The sequence below is a fragment of the Anaerostipes rhamnosivorans genome (assembly GCF_005280655.1).
Taxonomy (GTDB): Bacteria; Bacillota; Clostridia; order Lachnospirales; family Lachnospiraceae; genus Anaerostipes; species Anaerostipes rhamnosivorans.
In genome coordinates, this window is record NZ_CP040058.1 from 2,928,143 (window position 1) to 2,947,874 (window position 19,732).

Sequence of the window (19,732 nt, forward strand, 5' to 3'; positions counted from 1 at the left end):
CTCTTACTTTCTCTTAACGTCTAAAACTTTATATTTATTCACCTGGCCTACGCCTTCCACTTCCACCACATCTCCGATCTTCGCCCCGAGCAGTGCCTTGCCAATCGGTGCTTCATTGGAAATCTTGTTATTCAGAATATCAGCCTCTGTGGAACCGACGATATGATAAGTAACTTCTTCATCAAATGTGATGTCTTCTAACTTTACAAGGCAGCCAAGGCTGATGACACCGTGCTGAAATTCCTCATCGATCACCTCCGCATTTTTCAGGATCTGTTCTAATTCTTCGATCCTTGCCTCAATGTCCCTCTGCTCATCTTTCGCAGCATCGTACTCGGCATTCTCTGATAAGTCTCCCTGCTCTCTCGCTTCTTTGATCTTCTGGGCTACTTCTTTTCTTTTGACAACTTTTAAATCCTGTAATTCATCCTCTAATGTCTTTAAGCCCTCCTGAGTCAGAATATTCTTTTTTGCTTCTGCCATATTTTCGCTTCCTTTCCTTCTATATCAATCCTTCTGTCCGTCTGGTTCGTACACGCTCATCCGTAAATTATATCTCAGCGGTAATTTGTTTGTCAACTAAGGATGTTCTCTTTCTTTAGTTTTTCTCTTTTACAATGTAGATCGGCCTGTTTTTCGTCTCCAGGTATGCTTTTGATAAGTACAATCCTACAATACCAGTACATAGAAGCTGTACTCCACCCAAAGATGTTATAATACACACCAGAGAGGGCCAGCCCGCTACTGGATCACCAACCAATAATGCCCTAATAATAATCACGAGCAAAAGGATAAACGACAAAAAGCAAATCACCATTCCAATGACGGATACGATTGACAGAGGTGTCGTTGAAAAAGCAATAATTCCTTCTAAAGCATAACGAAATAGTTTCCAGAATGACCATTTGGTTTCTCCGACTACCCGTTCAACATTTTCATACTCAAGCCATTTTGTTTTAAATCCGACCCATCCAAAAATACCTTTTGAAAACCGGTTGTATTCCTTCATTGATAGAATAGCATCCACCATAGACCGCTTCATAAATCGAAAATCTCTGGCACCATCAACAATATCCGCATCTGACATCTTATTAATAATCTGATAAAACTTCCTCGCAAAAAATGACCGGATCTTAGGCTCCCCTTTTCTTGTTACTCGCCTGGTAGCAACGCTGTCGTACTCGCCTTGCTGAATCACCTTATACATTTCCGGAATCAATGACGGAGGATCCTGTAGATCCACATCCATCGTCACTGCATAATCTCCGCCTGCATTCTGAAGCCCTGCGTAAAGTGCTGCTTCCTTTCCAAAGTTTCTTGAAAAAGAAATATACCTGACTCCAGAATCCTTTTGAGCAAGTTCTTTCAATATCTTAAGTGTCCCGTCACAGCTTCCGTCATCCACAAACAGCAATTCAAAATCCAGTTCAGGGACTTTCTGCATGACCTTCTGCATTTCTTCATAATAATAGGGTATAGCCTCTTCTTCATTAAAACACGGCACTATACATGTACATACTTCCATACCAAGCCCTCCTATCCTTCGTTTTTGTATCCGCTCAGAAGTTCAGCCAGCTTCCCGATACTTTCCGCATGATTTACCTGATCTCTCAGCTTTGCTGCTCCGGCAAGTCCATGCGTATACCACGACACATGTTTTCTCATCTCCCGAATCCCAATGTATTCTCCCTTACAGTCGATCATCATCCTGGCATGCCTAAGAACCATCTGGATGATCTCTTCCATGTCCGGCCTGTCAAGGAGTTCCCCTGTCTCAAAATAATGACTGAGTTCCTTAAAAATCCAGGGGTTTCCTTTGGCGCCTCTGGCAATCATCAGGCCGTCACATCCAGTTTCATCCAGCATCCTCTCCGCATCCAGCGGTGAATTGATATCCCCGTTTCCTATGACTGGAATAGAAACTGCCTCTTTGACCTGCCTTATAATGTCCCAATCTGCTTTCCCGGAATAATACTGCTCCCTTGTCCTGCCGTGCACAGCCACCGCTGCCGCTCCGCTTTGTTCTGCGATCTTTGCCATTTCCACCGCATTGATGTGCTGGTCATCAAAACCTTTCCGGATCTTTACGGTAACCGGAACGTGAAGCTTATCTGACATGGCCCGGATAATCCGTCCGGCAAGCTCAGGATTTTTCATTAAAGCTGACCCGTCTCCATTGTTGACGATCTTTGGGACCGGACAGCCCATGTTGATGTCAATGATGTCAAAACCCATATCCTCGATCCTGACAGCCATGTCTGCCATCAGTTCGGGATCGGAACCAAAAATCTGGGCTGCAATGGGCCTTTCTTTTTCCTCTTTTGCAAGAAGAGGACCTGTGTTGGGGCTGTTGTAGTACATTCCCTTGGCACTGACCATCTCCGTACAGAGAAGCCCAGCCCCCATCTCCTTACATAAGAGCCGGTAAGGAAGATCCGTGACCCCTGCCATAGGTGCCAGCACAAAGGGATGTTCTATTTTAATATCCCCAATGGCCAATGGCTTTAATCTACTGCTGCTTTTCATAAATAATCCGCAATCCCTTCAATGTCAGTGTATCATCAAAACAGTTAATCTCCGGAACCTCCCTGGAGATCATTTTTCCCAGACCGCCAGTGGCCACAACTTTCATGTCCTCAAATCCAGTTTCCTTCTTCATCTGCTCAATGATATATTTTGTCTCTCCGATGACCCCGTACATAAGTCCTGCCTGCATGCTCGTAATCGTATTAGTGGCCAGGATACTCTCCGGCGTCTTTATCTCTATTTCAGGAAGTCTGGCCGCTCCCTTCCAGAGAGCGTTGGCAGAAGTGCGGATCCCCGGCGCTGTCACACCGGCTAAAAATACTCCGTCCTCCGTAACCACATCATAGGTGGTTGCAGTGCCGTAATCAATCACCAAAGTTGGTCCTCCATAGATCTCATAGGCTGCCACCAAATCCACGATCCGGTCTGCACCCACTTCCCTCGGATTCAGCCGTCCAAGGTTGATCCCGGTCTTGATACCTGGACCCACGATCACAGGTGTCACATCAAAATATTTGATGATCCCGTTGGTCAGAGAGTACATGATATTCGGCACCACTGACCCGATAATAGCCGCACGGATTCCTTTTGTGTTCAGTCCCTTGGCTGCTATCATATCCCGAATTAAAATTCCAAATTCATCAGAAGTCCTTGGCAGCTTCGTCGTAATACGAAACATTTCCACCAGATCCTTATCCACAAAAATGCCAGCTGTGATATTGGTATTTCCCACATCCATAGTCAATAACATTGCTTATACCTCTTCTCCCAGAAAAAACACCCGAAAAAATAACTCCAGCGATTCCCAAAGATCCGCTCTGTCACGCTGCATTTCTTTTATCTTCAGTGCACTTCCGATTTCATCATAAAAAAAATCATTGTCCGCGGCTGTTGTCTTAAATAACAATTTTCCGTTTTCGTCAAACTCCAGTGTCAAAATTCCCCCGATCTCTTCTGTATACAACACACAGGCAATCTTTAGTTCATCCTTGATCTGCTGGGGAACAGATTCAAAATCCTCATTGAGATAATATTTCTTCTCATATCCGTTAGAGCCGCATAGGGTAATCGTTTCCTGATACATACTTCCTCCTGTCATACACTGTAGCCATGGATTCCTCTGATGGATACCTCCCCGGAGAAAATCTCCTGCGTCCGTCCAAGGGAATCTACCACTCTGAGCTCACCCCGGCGGTTGATCCCTTCGGACCGGCAGATATACTCGTCCTTTCCCCGCACAACTTTGATCTCCTGGCCGAAGTGGGCGAGAAATCCATTGTATTCCTCCATCAGTTCAGAAAAATCTTCCGTTTTTTTAAATAGCTCATAGTCCTGCTCAAAATGCTTCAAAACTTGACATAGCAGTCTAGTACGGTCCACTGTTTCTCCCGTCTCTGCAAGCAGGGAAGTGGCCTTGTCCCTGACCTCCTCCGGGAACTGTCCAATATTTGCATTGATCCCAATGCCTACCACAATATAGTTCAGTTCATCCATCTGAGCGCTCAGCTCCGTGAGGATCCCGCAGACCTTTTTGCCATTGACCAATACATCATTGGGCCATTTGATGCGTCCGTCAATACCCGCCGCATCTTTGATCCCCTTTTCTACAGCCAACGCTGCCACAAGAGTCAGCATAGAACTGTTTTCAAGCTCAATATCCGGCCTCAGCACAAAGCTCATCCACACACCCTGACCCGGTACGGATATCCATGACCGTCCTCTTCTTCCCTTCCCGGAGGTCTGCTCTTCTGCCGTTACAAGCGTCCCATGTAAGGCCCCTGCTTCCGCAAGCCTTTTCGCCTCCAGATTGGTGGAATCCACAGTCTTCATAACCTTTACCGTTCTTCCCAGCCAGGTAGTCGAAAGACTGCTTTTGATATCTTCAGCGGTAAGTACGTCCGGACATCGGACCAGCTTATAGCCCTTGTTGCTGACAGAATCAATCACATATCCTTCTTCCTTCAAAGCTTTGATATGTTTCCAGACCGCGGTTCTTGAAACTCCGAATTTTTGGCACAGCTCCTGGCCGGATATATAACTTTCGCCTGCCTTTAATTCCCTGAGAATCTTTTCTTTCATTGTCTTAGTCTTCTCCAAGGGTTGCGACCATGACTGCTTTTATAGTATGCATGCGGTTTTCCGCTTCATCGAAGATTACTTCCGCATATTTTTCAAAAACATCTTCTGTGACTTCATTGCCTTTGACTGCCGGCAGGCAGTGCATAACGATACTTGTGTCTTTTCCTGTTTTTTTCATCAGTTCGTCGTTGACCTGGAAAGGTTTCAACAACGCCACTCTCTCCGCCGCCTTGTCTTCCTCTCCCATAGAGCACCATACATCTGTATAGATACAGTCCGCTCCTTTTACGGCATCGGTATCTTCTGTAAAAGTAAGTGCTGCTCCGGATTCCTCTGCGTACTCTCTGCATTGGTCGATCAACTCTTCCTTTGGCCAGAGGCTTTTTGGAGCAAGACAGGTGAAGTTAACACCCATTTTTGCGCAGCCGATCATCAGGGAATTGCCCATATTGTTGCGTCCGTCCCCTGCAAAAACGAAGTTCAGTCCCTTTAATTCTCCGAACTGCTCTCTCAGTGTAAGAAAATCAGCCAGGATCTGTGTCGGATGATAGTCATCCGTCAGACCGTTCCATACCGGCACACCGCTGTATTTTGCCAGCTTTTCCACGTTCTCATGTAAGAATCCACGGAATTCAATGCCGTCAAACATTCTTCCAAGGACTCTGGCCGTATCTTCCACGCTTTCCTTATATCCCAGCTGGATGTCATCCTTTCCTAAGTACTCAGGATGTCCGCCCTCATCAATACAGCCGATGGTAAATGCACACCTTGTCCTTGTACTTGGCTTTTCAAAAATAAGAGCGATATTTTTGCCTTTTAAGCTGTCTCCTGTGATGCCTTTTTTCTTATCAGCTTTTAACTTCGCCGCAAGATCCAGCAGACCGCTGATCTCTTCCGGGGTAAAATCTTTTAGTGTCAAAAAATTTCTTCCTTTTAAATTCATCTTTCTTCCTCCGTTTTATGGGCTTTGCATAACAATCATTATATAGCACCCAATATGTTTTCACAAGCCTTACTGATGGCTTCTCCCAGCTTTTGGTGCCCTTCTGCGCTTAGATGGCATGCGTCTTTTCGGGACGGCTGCGCATACTGTGCCGCATCCAAAAAATGAACCCCATAAAGTTTCGCCCACTCTTTATATACAGAAGCCAGCCGTCTAGAATATTCACAGGCTCTCTCATATCCCATCGTCTCTCCGTCAGGGACACTGCGTATATTCTCTCCCACTAAAATAGGTGAGACCAGAAGAATATCTGCCGATCTGTTGTCCTCTCTCTTCTGCGGCGTTACTTCCAGGATCTTTTTCATCAGACGCTCAATGGCCTTTCCGATATCCACAGGGGTCAGCTGGAAACGGATCTTTAAGTCGTTGGTCCCCAGCATCAGAACCACTAAATCTACAGGCCCATGGGAGTGGAGACACGGTTCCAAATATGCGTATCCATTCCTGCCGGGACGGATCTCGTCCTCAAAGCAGGTGGTTCTCCCGTTAAGTCCTTCTGGAATCACTCTGGCACGTCCCTCCATATTTTTTTCAAGAATACTTGTCCATCTCTTTTCATACGGATAGCGGTATCCGTTATCCGGATTGTAGCCATATGTATTGGAATCCCCATAACACAGTATCGTCTTCATCGTACACTCCTTTTCGTGACACTATATAAAAACAGCCGCTTCTTATCCATATATAAGAAGCGGTTGTTTCATATTTCTTTATAATACCTGATTCAGGAAATTAATTGTTCTTTGTTCTTTTGGATTTGACAAAAGCTCATGGGGTTCCCCCTGTTCAACGATATATCCCGCATCCATAAAAATGATCCGGTCCGCAACCTCGCGTGCAAATCCCATCTCATGTGTTACTACAACCATGGTCATTCCATTCTTCGCCAGCTGCTTCATAACGTTTAAAACTTCTCCGACCATCTCCGGATCCAGCGCGCTGGTCGGCTCATCGAACAACATGATATCCGGATGCATAGCCAAAGCTCTGGCGATCGCCACACGCTGTTTCTGTCCTCCGGAAAGCTGTGCCGGATAGACACTGGCTTTTTCCTCAAGTCCCACATCTCTCAGCAGGTCCATGCCTACTGTCTTGGCTTCCTCCAATGTCATTTTCTTTAACTGGACCGGTGCCATGGTGATATTTTCTAAGACCGTTTTATGAGGAAACAGATTAAAATGCTGGAATACCATACCAATATTCTCTCTCACTTTGTTAATATCTGTTCCTTTGTCCGTGATATCAAAGCCGTCCACGACAACTTCACCGCCTGTAATCGTCTCCAAGCGGTTGAGACATCTTAAAAATGTACTCTTTCCGGAACCGGAAGGCCCAATCAGGCAGACCACTTCTCCGTCTGCAACCTCCAGATCCATTCCCTTTAAAACCTCTAAGTCTCCGAAGCTCTTAACCAGACCTTTTACCTGAACCTTTACTTTTTTCGTATCTTTATTTTCCATAAGACAACTTCCTTTCCACTATATTTGCCACCTTAGAAAGGATGGTGCAGATCACCAGATAATAAATGGCAGCCATCACATAAATACTCATGACGGATGTAGGCTCATTGGCCGTGATGATCTGGCTGTTCATCGTAAGTTCCCGGATACCGATGGCATACACCAGAGAGGTATCCTTAATAGAAATGATGAACTGGTTAATGATAGAAGGAAGCATTGTCCTGATCGCCTGCGGAAGAATGACCTTTGACATGGCCTTTCCGTAGGGCAGTCCGAGGCTTCTTGCTGCCTCCATCTGACCCTTGTCCACAGACTCGATCCCTCCGCGGACGATCTCAGCCATATATGCGCCGGCATTTAAACTGAGGGCTACAACAGCAGCCACAAAAGGGCCGCCAAAATCATCCCAGTTTAAATCCATCGGCTGCAGAAAAGCTCCTGCCACTCCATAGTACATGATGAAAACCTGTACGACCAAAGGAGTCCCGCGGATAATATCCACATAAATTTTGCAGATGATGTTAAGTATTTTGTTTTTTGATACGCTGAACATACCAAAAATAATACCGATGATGCTGGCACAGATCAGGGAAGCAAGAGCAAGCTGCAGTGTCAGTCCCAGCGCCGTCGAGAACGACGGAAAATACTGTTGGAATAGTTCTATAAAGTTCATAATCTGTCCGCCTACTTAGTCTTAGTATATTTATCAACGATTTCCTGATATTTTCCGTTGTCTTTGATCTTCTTTAAACCGCTGTTAAACTTCTCTACAAGCTCAGAATTTTTGCCCTTCTTTACAGCAAATCCATACTGGCTTCCGCTCTCAGATGTGAAAGCAACCTGTAATTTCAGATTCTTCTGTCCGATCTGGTAAGAAATTACCGGAAAATCTTCAAAGCATGCCGCTGCGTTTCCAGTTAATACTGCCTGGTACATGGTTGGTGAATCCTTAAACTGTCTTACCTTGTAGCCATATTTATCAGCATTGGCATTGGCATATGTGGCACCTACCGTACCTACTTTTGCTGCCACTGTCTTTCCTTTCAGGCTGGAAAGAGCTTCTTTTTCTGCTTTTTTCTTGTCTTTAATATTATCAAATGTCTTTCCGCCTTTTTTTACAGCGAAAGCAACTTTGGAATCATAGTAAGCTTCAGAAAAATCGTATTTCTGCTTTCTTTCCTTGGTTATAGACATACCGGCGATCATTCCGTCGCTCTGTCCGGACTCTACAGAAGCCATGGCAGCATCAAAACCAACCGCTGTCACTTTGTACTTAAATCCTTCTTCTTTAGCAATCGCATCTAATAAATCAAGGTCGATCCCTACACGGTTACCATCCTTATCCTCGAACTCAAATGGTGTAAATGTTGTGTCAGATGCAATCTTATATGTCTTTTCCTTGGAGTCTTTCTTATTTCCGCCGCCGCATGCAACCAAGCTGATCCCCATGACAGCTGCGAGACCTACTGCTAAAACCTTTTTCAATCTCATTCCTTTTTCCTCCTAAATGATAATATTCGTGCCTTTTCGTTTTGAAAAAGTACACACTAATGGATATTATATCTTATTTTGAAGAATTGGTCAAACTCTCTTCAATTTCGTCCCTTAGAGAAGGTTTTTCGTCCGCGGCCACCTCCGTGATGGATTTCACCAGTCCTGCGATTCCCTGGATCTCAGATGGGACAATGATCTTCGTAGCTTTTCCGTCTGCCGCCTTTGCAAATGCTTCCAAGCTCTTTAACTGGAGTACCGCATTATCTGGAGAAGCTTTCTTTAAAAATTCAATACCATCTGCATTAGCTTTCTGAATCTGTTTGATTGCTTCCGCCTGTCCCTCAGACTCCCTGATGGTCGCTTCTTTGTTCGCCTCTGCACGGAGGATCGCTGATTCTTTGTCACCCTCTGCTTCCAGGATCACAGATTCCTTATGGCCTTCTGCGCGGAGGATGGCGGATTTCTTTTCACCTTCCGCACGAAGGATCGCTTCTCTCCTCTCCCTCTCTGCCTTCATCTGTTTTTCCATGGCATCCTGGATTGCTGACGGCGGAATAATGTTCTTTAATTCCACTCGGTTGACTTTGATCCCCCATGGGTCTGTTGCTTCATCTAAAGTAGCACGCATCTTTGTATTAATGGTTTCCCTGGATGTCAATGTCTGGTCAAGTTCCAAGTCACCGATGATATTTCTCAATGTTGTAGCTGTCAGATTTTCGATGGCCATGATCGGATTCTCAACTCCATATGAATAAAGTTTTGGATCTGTAATCTGAAAATAGACGACTGTATCAATCTGCATGGTGACATTGTCTTTCGTGATAACCGGCTGAGGTGGAAAATCCACAACCTGTTCCTTCAAGTTTACTCTTCTTGCCACTCGGTCAATGAACGGAACTTTGATATGAAGCCCTACAGACCACGTTTCTTTGAATGCTCCCAGACGTTCCACCACATAGGCATTTGCCTGCGGAACGATCCGGATGCTGGAAAGCATCGCCATGATGATAATGAAAAATAAGATCAATAATAAAATAAACATTCTGCACCTCCTACTTCTTGCTCACGATTAGTTTCACACCTTTAATTTCCTCTACGATTACCTCTGTCTCTTCCGGGATTTCCTCATCATCGGCAGAACGCGCCGTCCAATCCATACCCTGGATGTAGACCATTCCCTGGCCTTTAATATTGATGATTCTTTTTTTAACAATACCTGTCTTCCCAATCAGGCTCTCTGCATTGGTCTTTTCTGTCTTGCTGTTGAGATATTTTTGGGCCCACGGCCTCGCAAATACAAAAACGATACAAGAAACAGCCGCAGCCAATATCAGCTGCCCGAAGAATGGAAGCCCCAGCCCAGCGCCAATGGCTGCTGCCAAAGAACCCACCGCAAACCAAATGCTCGTAAGTCCCAGCGTCAATATTTCCAACAAGAGGAAAACAGCGACCGCTATCAACCAGTATACCGTATACATAATCAGCTACCTCCTTTTCTCTGCCTTCTGGCCTCATACATAAGTAGTCCTCCGGCCATAGCTGCATTTAATGATTCGACCCGGCCTTCCATCGGGATCCTGATCCGCTTATCTGCCAAAGCCGCGATTCTGTCTGTCAGCCCATTCCCCTCATTCCCTATGAGGAACGCACTGATTTTATCATAGGATTCTTCCGTGTAATCTGTACCATCCAGATGCGCCGCGTAAACATGAATGAAACGCTGCTTTAACAGTTCCACCATCTCTGCCAGATCCTCCACATAACAAAACGGCACCCGGAAGATGGAACCCATAGTAGAGCGTATGACTTTTGGGTTGTAGATATCCACCGTATCTTTGCTCATGATGACACAGCAGACTCCTGCTCCTTCTCCGGTCCTGATCAATGTCCCCAGATTCCCCGGATCCTGTAGGTTCTCCAGCAAAAGAATGCTGTTGCCGTCCCTTTTTATTATTTCAGAAATCGGGGTCTGCTCCATTCTCACCAGGGAAAGAATCCCCTGGGGTGTCTCTGTATCAGAGATCTCACGGAACACTTGGGAAGAGACCTCCTCGAAAGAAACATCCCGGAGTATCTCTCCATGCTCCTGTAAAAAATCACTGGAAACAAATACTTTTTCTCTCCGGTCCTCCGGTATCTCCCGAAACATGCGGAGTCCCTCAATAACAAACAGTCCGGTCTTTTTTCTCTCTCTGGAACTTTTCAGTAATTTTACCACCTGTTTGATCTGTTTATTCTGTGATGTTGTAATCATAAGTTTTTCTCCACTATCTAAAGCCGGTACAGGAAAACCCCAGTCCGGACATCACTTCCATTTATCTAAGCTTGATCAAATCTTCTTTATTTCCAATCACAATCAGGCTGTCGCGCTCATTTAATATCTGGTCTGGATCCGGCGCCCCGTTAAAATCTTCTCCACTGTGGATGGCCACAACATTGATGTTATATTTCCCACGGATATCCAGCTGGCGCAGATTTTTCCCAACCCAGCCTTTTTTCAGATGTATCTCCACGATACTGGTCTTGGATGACAGGTCAAACAGGTCCATCACTTTTCCACTCACAAGATTGTAGGCAGTCCTGGCACCCATTTCCTCCTCAGGATATACCACCTCATCGGCGCCGATCCTTTTTAGAATCTCTCCTTTCAGCCTTCCATCTGCCTTAGCAAGGATATACGGAACTCCGATCTCCTTTGCGATCATCAGTGCCATAACACTGGCTTCCAGACTTTCCGCAGTGGCAATGACCACCCCGTCCATCTCCTCCAAACCGATGCTGTTCATCACTTCCATATCGGTGACATCCGCGCAGACTGCGCAGGTGACATAATCCACAATATCCCTGACCAATTCTTCCTTCTGGTCCACTGCCAGCACTTCTGCCCCATCTTTCATCAGATTTAAGGCAACACTTTTGCCAAATTTGCCAAGCCCAAGCACTGCATATGATTTTCCCATTTTCCTTACTCCTTTATAATAACATTGTATAATACACATTCCACAAAAGGCAGTCTGCACAGCAGATTCTATCTTCTTTTATCCTAAAATAATATCTTCTTCCGGATATGCTGCCAATACTTTCTTTTTACCCCGTACTGCAAATCCCACTGCCAAAGAGACAGGACCGACCCTTCCCAGATACATGGTGACGATGATCGCCAGCCTTCCGATCACACTCAAGTCCGGTGTCAATCCCTTGCTAAGACCCACGGTTCCAAGTGCGGAGACACATTCATAACATGTATCCATAAAGGATGCGGTGTCAGATACCAGTACGATCAAAATAGAAGACAACAGTACAATCAGATTGACACAGATGATCGTCAGTGCTTTTGGTATAACATGCATTGGTATGGTTCTCTTAAATATATGGATCGCTCCCTCCTGCTTGACCGTAACGAGCACACAGTAAACCAAAACAACAAATGTGACCGTCTTAACTCCGCCTGCTGTTCCCACAGGAGAGCCTCCGATGAACATAAGAATCATAGAGATCAGAGAGGATCCCTCGGTCAGCGCCGCCTGGGGAACAGTCTCAAATCCCGCCGTTCTTACTGTGACAGACTGAAACATCGATGCCATAAGCTTATTGCCAAGAGAAAGGTTTCCTATTGTTTTAGTATTTGCATATTCAAAGATAAAAATAAATACGGTACCGATAAAAATTAAAATCACTGTGGTGGACAATACGATCTTAGAGTGAAGTCTCAGCTTTCCAAAAGCTCTGCGAAGCGGGAATTCCCTATGGATCAGTGCCCTGAATACCCGAAGCAGATCCCTCCAAACGATGAAACCAAGCCCTCCTAAGATAATCAGTCCCATGACAGTAAAATTTACCACAGGGTTCGTAATATAGCTCCTAAGACTGTCCATTTGCACGATATCGATCCCTGCATTGCAGAAAGCGGATATAGAATTAAATACAGATGCCCAAATGCCATATTTTACACCGAATTCCGGAATAAACTGTGTTGCAAATAATGCCGCCCCGATCCCTTCTATAATAAAAGTCCCTTTTAAAATCTTGCGGACCAGTTCTATGAGACCGGACATTGTATTCAAGCTGTAGGATTCCTGGATCAGTATCCGGTTTTTCATTGTCAGCTTTTTCTTCAGAAACAGAAACATTCCTGTGGTAAATGTAATAACACCCAGACCTCCCAGCTGTATCAGCACCAGGATCACTAACTGTCCGAATGTACTCCAGTAAGTCATCGTTGTCTCCACCACCAGCCCGGTGACACATACAGATGTTGTGGATGTAAACAATGCGTCAATATAAGGCGTGGCGTGGCCGCTCTTTGACGCGATCGGCAATGTCAGCAGCACAGACCCAATCAGTATGACAAATAAGAATCCAAATAATATAATATGGACCGGCTTAATCTTCTTCATTCCCTTTTATTTCTCCTTATATACAGAAAAAGCCATCTTTAAAAGATCGCTTTTTCCATAAAATCTTTTTATTTTCCAAGTAAATGGGCAATCTGTAATTGATAGTCATCCACATGCTTTTCCATTGCCAGCCCCTCGTCCATATCAATGTCCATGAACTTTCCGTTCTGATATCCAACGATACGGTTGCTCTTTCCTGCACATAAAAGATCCACTGCATAGGCTCCCATCATAGAAGCATACACCCTGTCTTTTGCTGTAGGGCTTCCGCCACGCTGCATGTGGCCTAAAATCGTAGCTCTTGTCTCAATTCCTGTAGCTGCCTCGATCCTCTTGGCCATGCCATAAGAATGTCCAACCCCTTCCGCATTGATGATCATGTGATGAGTCTTTCCTAACGCTCTGTTCCTGAGCAGATGTTCGATGATCTGCTGCTCTAACTTCGGCATGTTGCCGTCAAAGCTTTCCGGAATCAGAATATCTTCCGCTCCAGTAGCCATTCCGCACCACAGTGCGATATAACCAGCGCCACGTCCCATTACCTCAACGATACTGCAGCGCTCGTGGGATGTGGATGTATCTCTGATCTTATCAATGGCTTCCATCGCCGTGTTCACTGCTGTATCAAATCCGATAGTATACTCGGTACATGCGATGTCAAGGTCGATGGTCCCTGGAATTCCGATGGTGTTGATCCCAAGCTCCGCAAGTCTCTGCGCTCCCTGGAAAGAACCGTCTCCACCGATGACAACAAGTCCGTCGATTCCCTGTTCGCGGCACACCTCTGCGCCTCTTTTCTGTCCTTCCGGTGTCTTGAACTCATCACAGCGGGCAGTAAATAAGATGGTGCCTCCCCGTGAAATACTATCTGCAGTATGTCTTGAAGTCAGATCGATGATATCTTCATTCAATAAACCATTATATCCTTTTCTGATACCCTTTACATTTAAACCGCGCTCTAAACCTACTCTAACGACTGCTCTTGTGGCAGCGTTCATTGCGGGTGCATCCCCTCCGCTGGTCAGTACTCCAATTGTTCTTACTTTCGGTGTTCCCATGTTAAAATCCTCCAAATAATAGCATAAAATTATATTTTGTTAGACTCATTTTAATGCATTTGTTAAAGATTTTCAATATAATTATTTTAACCCTGTTTTCTTGATCCTGATATTTCCTTTTCCATAACGTTCTCCAAGTGCATAAATGAGTTCATCCTCACTGTTCACCGCATAAGCCCGGTCCAGTCTGTTCACGGCTCTTTCCTTACGGCAGTAGACGATCACAGGATTGCTGCCCCTGTAAGGCTTCAGCATCTCATAAAACCGTTCCTGTTCCGCAAAAAAACGGTCCTTGTCATCAAACTGCACCCAAATCTCCTGGGCCAGGTCGTCAAACGTACTGATCTGGCTGCAGATCATCTTACTCTCTTCCTCTGAGATAGAGGTGTTTCCTTTTACAAAGATCTTGGCATCCTCTTTGAGAAGATGCTGGTAGTTGTTAAATTCTCTCGGAAATACAATGACTTCCACTGTCCCCATAAGATCTTCCACCGTCAAAAACGCCATATTCTGGTTGTTTCTGGTGAGTTTTATATTCATGTCACTGATGATGCCTCCGATGATACAGGTCTGCTTATCCTTTAACACTGGCTGCCCCGTGTCTTCTTCCGCAACAAAATCGGATGTACTGGCTGTCGTGAGCCTCTCCAGGATCTCAACATCGTCTTCCAGCGGATGTCCGCTTACATAGATACCCAGCACCTCTTTTTCGATTGCCAGTCTCTGTTCTTTGTCATACTCCCCAACGTCTGGGTACTTTATCTCAAAGCTCTCCTGCTGGTCCTCCGACATAAAATCTAAAAGGCTCATTTGTCCGGAGATCTCCTGTTTGCGTTCCTTCTGGACGCTCTCCAGAATATTTGCGTAGACGAACATCTGCTGTTTTCTTGTCCGCCCAAGTCCGTCCAGTGCTCCTGACTTGATCAGACTCTCCACGGTCCGTTTGTTCATTTCCTTGCTGGACAGCCGTTCCACCAGATCTTTCAGGCTCCTGAAAGGCCCATGTTCGGTTCTCTCTTTTAGAATCTCTTCTATGACCGGCTTTCCAAGACTCTTGATGGCACTGAGCCCGTAGCGGATACATCCGTCATCCACGGAAAACGCTCCTTCACCCTTATTGATATCCGGCGGCAGTATCCTGATTCCCATCTTTCGGCAGGCATAGATATATTCTGATACCTTATTAGTGTTTCCCAAAACGGAGGTCAGCAATGCAGCCATAAATTCTTTTTGATAGTAGCATTTCAGATAAGCAGTTTGGTAAGAAACCACCGCATAGGCTGCCGCATGGGATTTATTAAAGGCATACTTTGCAAAGTCCAGCATCTCATCCCAGATATGATTTGCCAGTTTCTCGTCGATACCATTTTTGATACAGCCAGGAATCTCTTCCTCTTCATTGCCGTATACAAAGTTCTTCCGCTCCTTCACCATGACGTCGCCCTTTTTTTTGGACATGGCTCTGCGGACAAGGTCACTGCGGCCGAGGGTATATCCGGCCAGCTCCATTACGATCTGCATTACCTGTTCCTGATATACGATACATCCATATGTGGGCTTTAAAATCTTCTCCAGCTGCGGACAGTCATAGCGGATGCTCTCTTTATCCACTTTTCCCTTTACGTACCTCGGGATAAAGTCCATCGGTCCCGGCCGGTAAAGAGAGATCCCCGCGATGATCTCCTCCAGGCTTTCCGGCTTCAGTTCCTTCATGAAGGATTTCATGCCGCCGCTTTCCAGCTGGAACACACCCTCTGTTTTACCCTGGCCGATCATCTCATAGACTTTTGCGTCTTCCGTATCGATATCATTAATGTTAAACGGCCTGCCCTCTTTCTTCCCAATCAGGTGCACCGCATCCTGGATCACTGTCAATGTCCGGAGTCCCAGGAAATCCATCTTGAGCAGTCCCAATTCTTCGATGGTCGTCATAGTAAACTGTGTTGTTATAGCATCGTCTGTACCTTTTGCCAAAGGCACAAACTCATCGATGGAATCCTTACCAATCACGACACCTGCGGCATGCATAGATGCGTGCCTCGGCAGTCCTTCCAGACGCTTCGACATGTCGATAAGATATTTTGTTTCTTCATCTTCCGCATATGCCTTTTTCAGATCAGGGCTTTTTTTCAACGCCCCCTCAATGGTGATATTCAGCTCATTGGGCACCATTTTTGCAATGCTGTCCACCTTGGCGTAAGGAATATCCAGAACTCTTCCCACGTCCCGGATGACCGCTCTGGCCGCCATAGTTCCGAACGTTATGATCTGAACCACCTTGTCTTTTCCATACTTCTCCACCACATAGTCAATGACTTCCTGCCTGCGCTCATAACAGAAATCAATATCAATATCCGGCATGGATACACGCTCCGGATTCAGGAAGCGCTCAAACAGAAGCTGGTATTTGGTAGGTTCGATATCTGTGATCTCCAGACAGTAGGATACAATACTTCCCGCCGCAGATCCCCGCCCGGGCCCCACAGCGATACCATGGTCTTTAGCATAGCGGATAAAATCCCATACGATCAGGAAATAGTCCACATATCCCATATTTTCAATCGTGTCCAGCTCAAATTCCAGGCGGTCTCTGAGTTCCTCCGACACATCTTCGTAACGGCGGCTGATCCCCTCATCACAAAGCTTTCTTAAATAAGAAGTAGAAGTATAACCCTCCGGCACATCAAACTTCGGCACCTTCTGTTCCCCGAAAATGATCTCCACATTGCACCGCTTTGCAATCTTTCCCGTATTGTCTATGGCTTCTCTGGCATATGGAAAAAGGCGCTCCATCTCCTCAGGTGATTTTAAGTAATACTGTCCGCCCTCATACCGCATCCTGTCCTCATCCGCCACTTTTTTTCCGGTCTGGATACACAGCAGGATATCATGGGGCTCCACATCCTCCGCAAAGGTATAGTGGAGATCATTGGTGGCCACCAGCTCAATGCCTGTCTCCTTGGACATCTTAAGCAGGGCAGAGTTGACTGTTGTCTGCTCACTGATCCCATGATCCTGGAGTTCCAGAAAGAAATTGCCCTTGCCGAAGATCTTCTCCAGCCTCAGGGCAGCTTTTTTTGCCTTCTCATAGTCGCCTTCTCTGATATAAGTTGGGATCTCTCCTCCCAGACAGGCACTCAGCGCAATGATGCCTTCACTGTAAGTCTCCAGCACTTCATAATCTACTCTCGGCTTATAGTAAAATCCTTCTGTAAATCCTCTGGATACAATCTTCATCAAGTTGTGATACCCCTGGTCATTTTCAGCCAAAAGGACCAGATGGAAATAATTGTTACTTCCCTGCCTTCCGTCCTTTTCAAATCTGGATCCAGCCGTCACATAGATCTCACATCCAATGATAGGCTTGATGCCTTCTGCTTTGGCAGCCTTATAGAAATCAATGACTCCATACATGGCACCGTGATCTGTGATGGCAATACTGTCCATCCCCAGTTCTTTGGTCTGATGAACAAGCTCCTTGATCTTACTGGATCCATCCAGCAGACTGTATTCTGTATGAACATGTAAGTGTGTAAAACTCATGGACTTTCTCTCCTGTACTTATTCTTCGCCCGGTCTCTGAGGCTCATCGTAAATATTATGTCCGGTCTCTAATACTTTCCCCTCCACCGTAAACTTCATTGCATTTGTACCAAGATTCTCACATATGGTCTTTGTCACTGCCTGAACTGTCAGCACCTCACCTGAACTGCCCATCTTGCGCAAAGTCTTTTCAATTGTTTTATTAAAGTCGATATAGGCTGTCTGCTTCTTGATCTGGAAAGAGTTGATCTTCGTCCCCTCTTCCAGTGTTCCCATCTTAATCATCTCTTTCAGCAGCTTCTGCGCCGTCACATCCTGGATCTTTACCTTTCCCTGGATCAATGTCTCCACATTGTCATCCGGCGCATAGATGGTACAATCTTTTACAACCGGCTTCTTTGATTCTGCCGTTGTGGCTGCGGCTTTTTTCCCTGTTGTCTTTTTCTTTGCCGTGGTCTTTTCCGCTTCAGTGGAAGCTTTTGTGGTCTTTTCTGTTGTCTGCTTTGTATTATCATTACTGCATCCGGCTAATCCCGCTGCTGCGACCACAGCCAGTAGTCCGGCAAATATCAGTTTTTTCTTTCTCATAACGTGTCCTCCTTCGGTTGATCGAACAACAATTCTATACAGATATATAGATTTTACCACAAAACTATTTCCTGTGCTATAATGCTAAGGAAAAGATAAGAAGATAAAGGAGTAAGATTATGGAACATATGACCATTCAGGATATTTTAGCTGCAACCGGCGGCACCCTTCTGTGCGGCGATTCTTCTATGCCGATCAAACGCATAAGCACAGACTCCAGAACAGTGGGGCCGGATACCTTGTTTGTACCCATCATCGGTGAACGGGTAAACGCACATAAATTTATCGACAGCGCCCTGAAAGACGGCGGAGCTGCTCTGACTCAGGAACATGACCACGCAGAAGGTCCGCATCCATTTATCAGGGTAGCGGATACTTTAAAGGCTATGCAGCAGATCGCATCTTATTATAGAAATAAAATGTCTCTTCCGATCATTGGCATTACAGGAAGTGTTGGAAAAACCACGACCCGCGAGATGATCGCCCATGTGCTGAAGGGCAAATATCGTGTGTTTGAGACCATTGGAAACCAGAACAGCCAGGTCGGCGTACCCTTGACCCTGGACCGTCTCACATCAAAGGATGAGATCGGAGTGCTGGAGATGGGTATGAGCGAACCCGGTCAGATCACCATCCTTGGAGAAATCATCCATCCCAACGCCGCGGTGGTCACCAATGTGGGAGTCTCACACATAGAACAGATGGGCAGCCGGGACAATATCTGCAGGGAAAAGCTGGACATACAAAACGGCCTGCCAAAAGACGGCGTGCTGTATCTGAACGGTGACAACGATATGATCCGGAAACATATTGATTATGTAACACATCCATATGAGTTTTTTGGATTTGCGAAAGACTGCACTTACCGGGCAGTTGATGTGACCGAAGATAATGGGCAGACACATTTCACATTTGTCTGCGGAGATCGAAAAGAACCTATCATATTAAATGTCCTTGGAGACCACAACGTATCCAATGCCCTTGCTGCTATCGCCATCGGACTTGCCTACGATGTGCCGATGACAGTGATCAGGCAGCAGCTTTCTACCTTTTCAGGACAGCGGCAGAACATTGTTAAGCAGAATGGTTATACCATCATCGATGACGCCTACAATGCCAGCCCTGATTCTATGAAGGCCGGTCTTAAAATATTATCTGACTATCAGGATACCGGAAGAAAAATTGCCGTCCTGTCCGATATGCTGGAACTGGGGCCGGATTCCCCCGGATACCATAAGGAAGTAGGGGAATACCTTGGTTCAACAAAAGTCACGGACCTTTATATTACCGGTACACTCTCCAAGGAATATGTCAAAGCGTCCCTGAAGAAAAATCCTTCCCTAAGGGTTCAGTGGTTTGCCACCAACAAAGAACTGATTTCTTTTCTGAAGGAAAATTTGAAGGAACATGATGTGGTCCTTGTAAAAGGCTCCAATGGGATGAAACTATATGAAATAACAAAAGCTTTGGAAGAATAAAGTGGGCAAGCCCATCTCATCTCCCCACCCCTTCACTCTTTGAGGGGCTTGACAACTTTGAGCACTAAATGCGATTTGACGTAGTCAAATAGATTCCTTACACATT

At 45.6% G+C, this 19,732-nt stretch carries 20 protein-coding genes; 1 reads left to right on the top strand and 19 read right to left on the bottom strand.

All coding sequences use genetic code 11. The features are described 5' to 3' along the window. Nucleotides 1-3: 3 nt before the first annotated feature. The 19 genes from greA to AR1Y2_RS14555 all read right to left on the bottom strand — a co-directional run bounded on the left by greA (nucleotide 4) and on the right by AR1Y2_RS14555 (nucleotide 18,148). On the bottom strand, nucleotides 4-483 hold the full coding sequence (gene greA / locus AR1Y2_RS14465) for a transcription elongation factor GreA (protein ID WP_024726559.1): 480 nt from the start codon (nucleotides 481-483) through the stop codon (nucleotides 4-6). Between the two features lie 115 nt (nucleotides 484-598). Beyond that, on the bottom strand, nucleotides 599-1,525 hold the full coding sequence (locus AR1Y2_RS14470) for a glycosyltransferase family 2 protein (protein ID WP_137329612.1): 927 nt from the start codon (nucleotides 1,523-1,525) through the stop codon (nucleotides 599-601). Between the two features lie 11 nt (nucleotides 1,526-1,536). Then, complete coding sequence (dusB, locus tag AR1Y2_RS14475; protein ID WP_024726557.1) at nucleotides 1,537-2,526, bottom strand: tRNA dihydrouridine synthase DusB; 990 nt, start codon at nucleotides 2,524-2,526, stop codon at nucleotides 1,537-1,539. Continuing rightward, complete coding sequence (locus AR1Y2_RS14480; RefSeq protein ID WP_137329613.1) at nucleotides 2,510-3,277, bottom strand: type III pantothenate kinase; 768 nt, start codon at nucleotides 3,275-3,277, stop codon at nucleotides 2,510-2,512. Before AR1Y2_RS14480 ends, dusB begins: the two co-directional genes overlap by 17 nt. Nucleotides 3,278-3,280: 3 nt before the next feature. After that, complete coding sequence (locus AR1Y2_RS14485; RefSeq protein WP_137329614.1) at nucleotides 3,281-3,610, bottom strand: DUF6145 family protein; 330 nt, start codon at nucleotides 3,608-3,610, stop codon at nucleotides 3,281-3,283. Between the two features lie 11 nt (nucleotides 3,611-3,621). After that, nucleotides 3,622-4,605, bottom strand: a complete 984-nt coding sequence (locus AR1Y2_RS14490) for a biotin--[acetyl-CoA-carboxylase] ligase (protein ID WP_137329615.1) — start codon at nucleotides 4,603-4,605, stop codon at nucleotides 3,622-3,624. Between the two features lie 4 nt (nucleotides 4,606-4,609). Then, nucleotides 4,610-5,548 (bottom strand): ornithine carbamoyltransferase, encoded by a 939-nt coding sequence (argF, locus tag AR1Y2_RS14495; protein WP_137329616.1) that lies wholly within the window; start codon nucleotides 5,546-5,548, stop codon nucleotides 4,610-4,612. A gap of 38 nt (nucleotides 5,549-5,586) precedes the next feature. After that, the gene (locus AR1Y2_RS14500) at nucleotides 5,587-6,240 is read right to left on the bottom strand and encodes an SGNH/GDSL hydrolase family protein (RefSeq protein ID WP_137329617.1); all 654 of its coding nucleotides are present in this window, start codon (nucleotides 6,238-6,240) and stop codon (nucleotides 5,587-5,589) included. 78 nt (nucleotides 6,241-6,318) lie between these two features. Then, entirely contained in the window at nucleotides 6,319-7,068 is a 750-nt protein-coding gene (locus AR1Y2_RS14505) for an amino acid ABC transporter ATP-binding protein (protein ID WP_137329618.1), read from the bottom strand. Then, nucleotides 7,058-7,741 (bottom strand): amino acid ABC transporter permease, encoded by a 684-nt coding sequence (locus AR1Y2_RS14510; protein WP_006565744.1) that lies wholly within the window; start codon nucleotides 7,739-7,741, stop codon nucleotides 7,058-7,060. The genes AR1Y2_RS14505 and AR1Y2_RS14510 overlap by 11 nt, the downstream gene beginning before the upstream one ends. A gap of 11 nt (nucleotides 7,742-7,752) precedes the next feature. Further along, nucleotides 7,753-8,559 (bottom strand): transporter substrate-binding domain-containing protein, encoded by an 807-nt coding sequence (locus tag AR1Y2_RS14515; RefSeq protein ID WP_137329619.1) that lies wholly within the window; start codon nucleotides 8,557-8,559, stop codon nucleotides 7,753-7,755. A gap of 73 nt (nucleotides 8,560-8,632) precedes the next feature. Further along, nucleotides 8,633-9,604 carry an SPFH domain-containing protein gene (locus AR1Y2_RS14520; RefSeq protein ID WP_024726548.1) on the bottom strand — a complete coding sequence of 324 codons (972 nt, stop codon included), beginning with the start codon at nucleotides 9,602-9,604 and terminating at the stop codon, nucleotides 8,633-8,635. Between the two features lie 10 nt (nucleotides 9,605-9,614). Beyond that, nucleotides 9,615-10,040 carry an NfeD family protein gene (locus AR1Y2_RS14525; protein ID WP_137329620.1) on the bottom strand — a complete coding sequence of 142 codons (426 nt, stop codon included), beginning with the start codon at nucleotides 10,038-10,040 and terminating at the stop codon, nucleotides 9,615-9,617. 2 nt (nucleotides 10,041-10,042) lie between these two features. Continuing rightward, nucleotides 10,043-10,816 carry a TrmH family RNA methyltransferase gene (locus AR1Y2_RS14530; protein ID WP_137329621.1) on the bottom strand — a complete coding sequence of 258 codons (774 nt, stop codon included), beginning with the start codon at nucleotides 10,814-10,816 and terminating at the stop codon, nucleotides 10,043-10,045. Between the two features lie 61 nt (nucleotides 10,817-10,877). Beyond that, on the bottom strand, nucleotides 10,878-11,522 hold the full coding sequence (locus AR1Y2_RS14535) for a potassium channel family protein (RefSeq protein ID WP_024726545.1): 645 nt from the start codon (nucleotides 11,520-11,522) through the stop codon (nucleotides 10,878-10,880). Between the two features lie 78 nt (nucleotides 11,523-11,600). After that, a complete protein-coding gene (locus tag AR1Y2_RS14540) occupies nucleotides 11,601-12,959 on the bottom strand; it encodes a TrkH family potassium uptake protein (RefSeq protein WP_137329622.1) in 1,359 nt (452 codons plus the stop codon). Nucleotides 12,960-13,027: 68 nt separating this feature from the next. Then, nucleotides 13,028-14,017 carry a 6-phosphofructokinase gene (gene pfkA / locus AR1Y2_RS14545; protein WP_006566089.1) on the bottom strand — a complete coding sequence of 330 codons (990 nt, stop codon included), beginning with the start codon at nucleotides 14,015-14,017 and terminating at the stop codon, nucleotides 13,028-13,030. 81 nt (nucleotides 14,018-14,098) lie between these two features. After that, nucleotides 14,099-17,560, bottom strand: coding sequence for a DNA polymerase III subunit alpha (locus AR1Y2_RS14550; protein ID WP_137329623.1), 3,462 nt, complete (start codon nucleotides 17,558-17,560; stop codon nucleotides 14,099-14,101). Nucleotides 17,561-17,578: 18 nt separating this feature from the next. Beyond that, entirely contained in the window at nucleotides 17,579-18,148 is a 570-nt protein-coding gene (locus AR1Y2_RS14555) for a GerMN domain-containing protein (protein ID WP_243118766.1), read from the bottom strand. Between the two features lie 119 nt (nucleotides 18,149-18,267). Here AR1Y2_RS14555 and AR1Y2_RS14560 point away from each other — a divergent pair, with 119 nt between their 5' ends. Beyond that, nucleotides 18,268-19,626 (top strand): UDP-N-acetylmuramoyl-tripeptide--D-alanyl-D-alanine ligase, encoded by a 1,359-nt coding sequence (locus AR1Y2_RS14560; RefSeq protein WP_137329624.1) that lies wholly within the window; start codon nucleotides 18,268-18,270, stop codon nucleotides 19,624-19,626. Nucleotides 19,627-19,732: the final 106 nt, after the last annotated feature.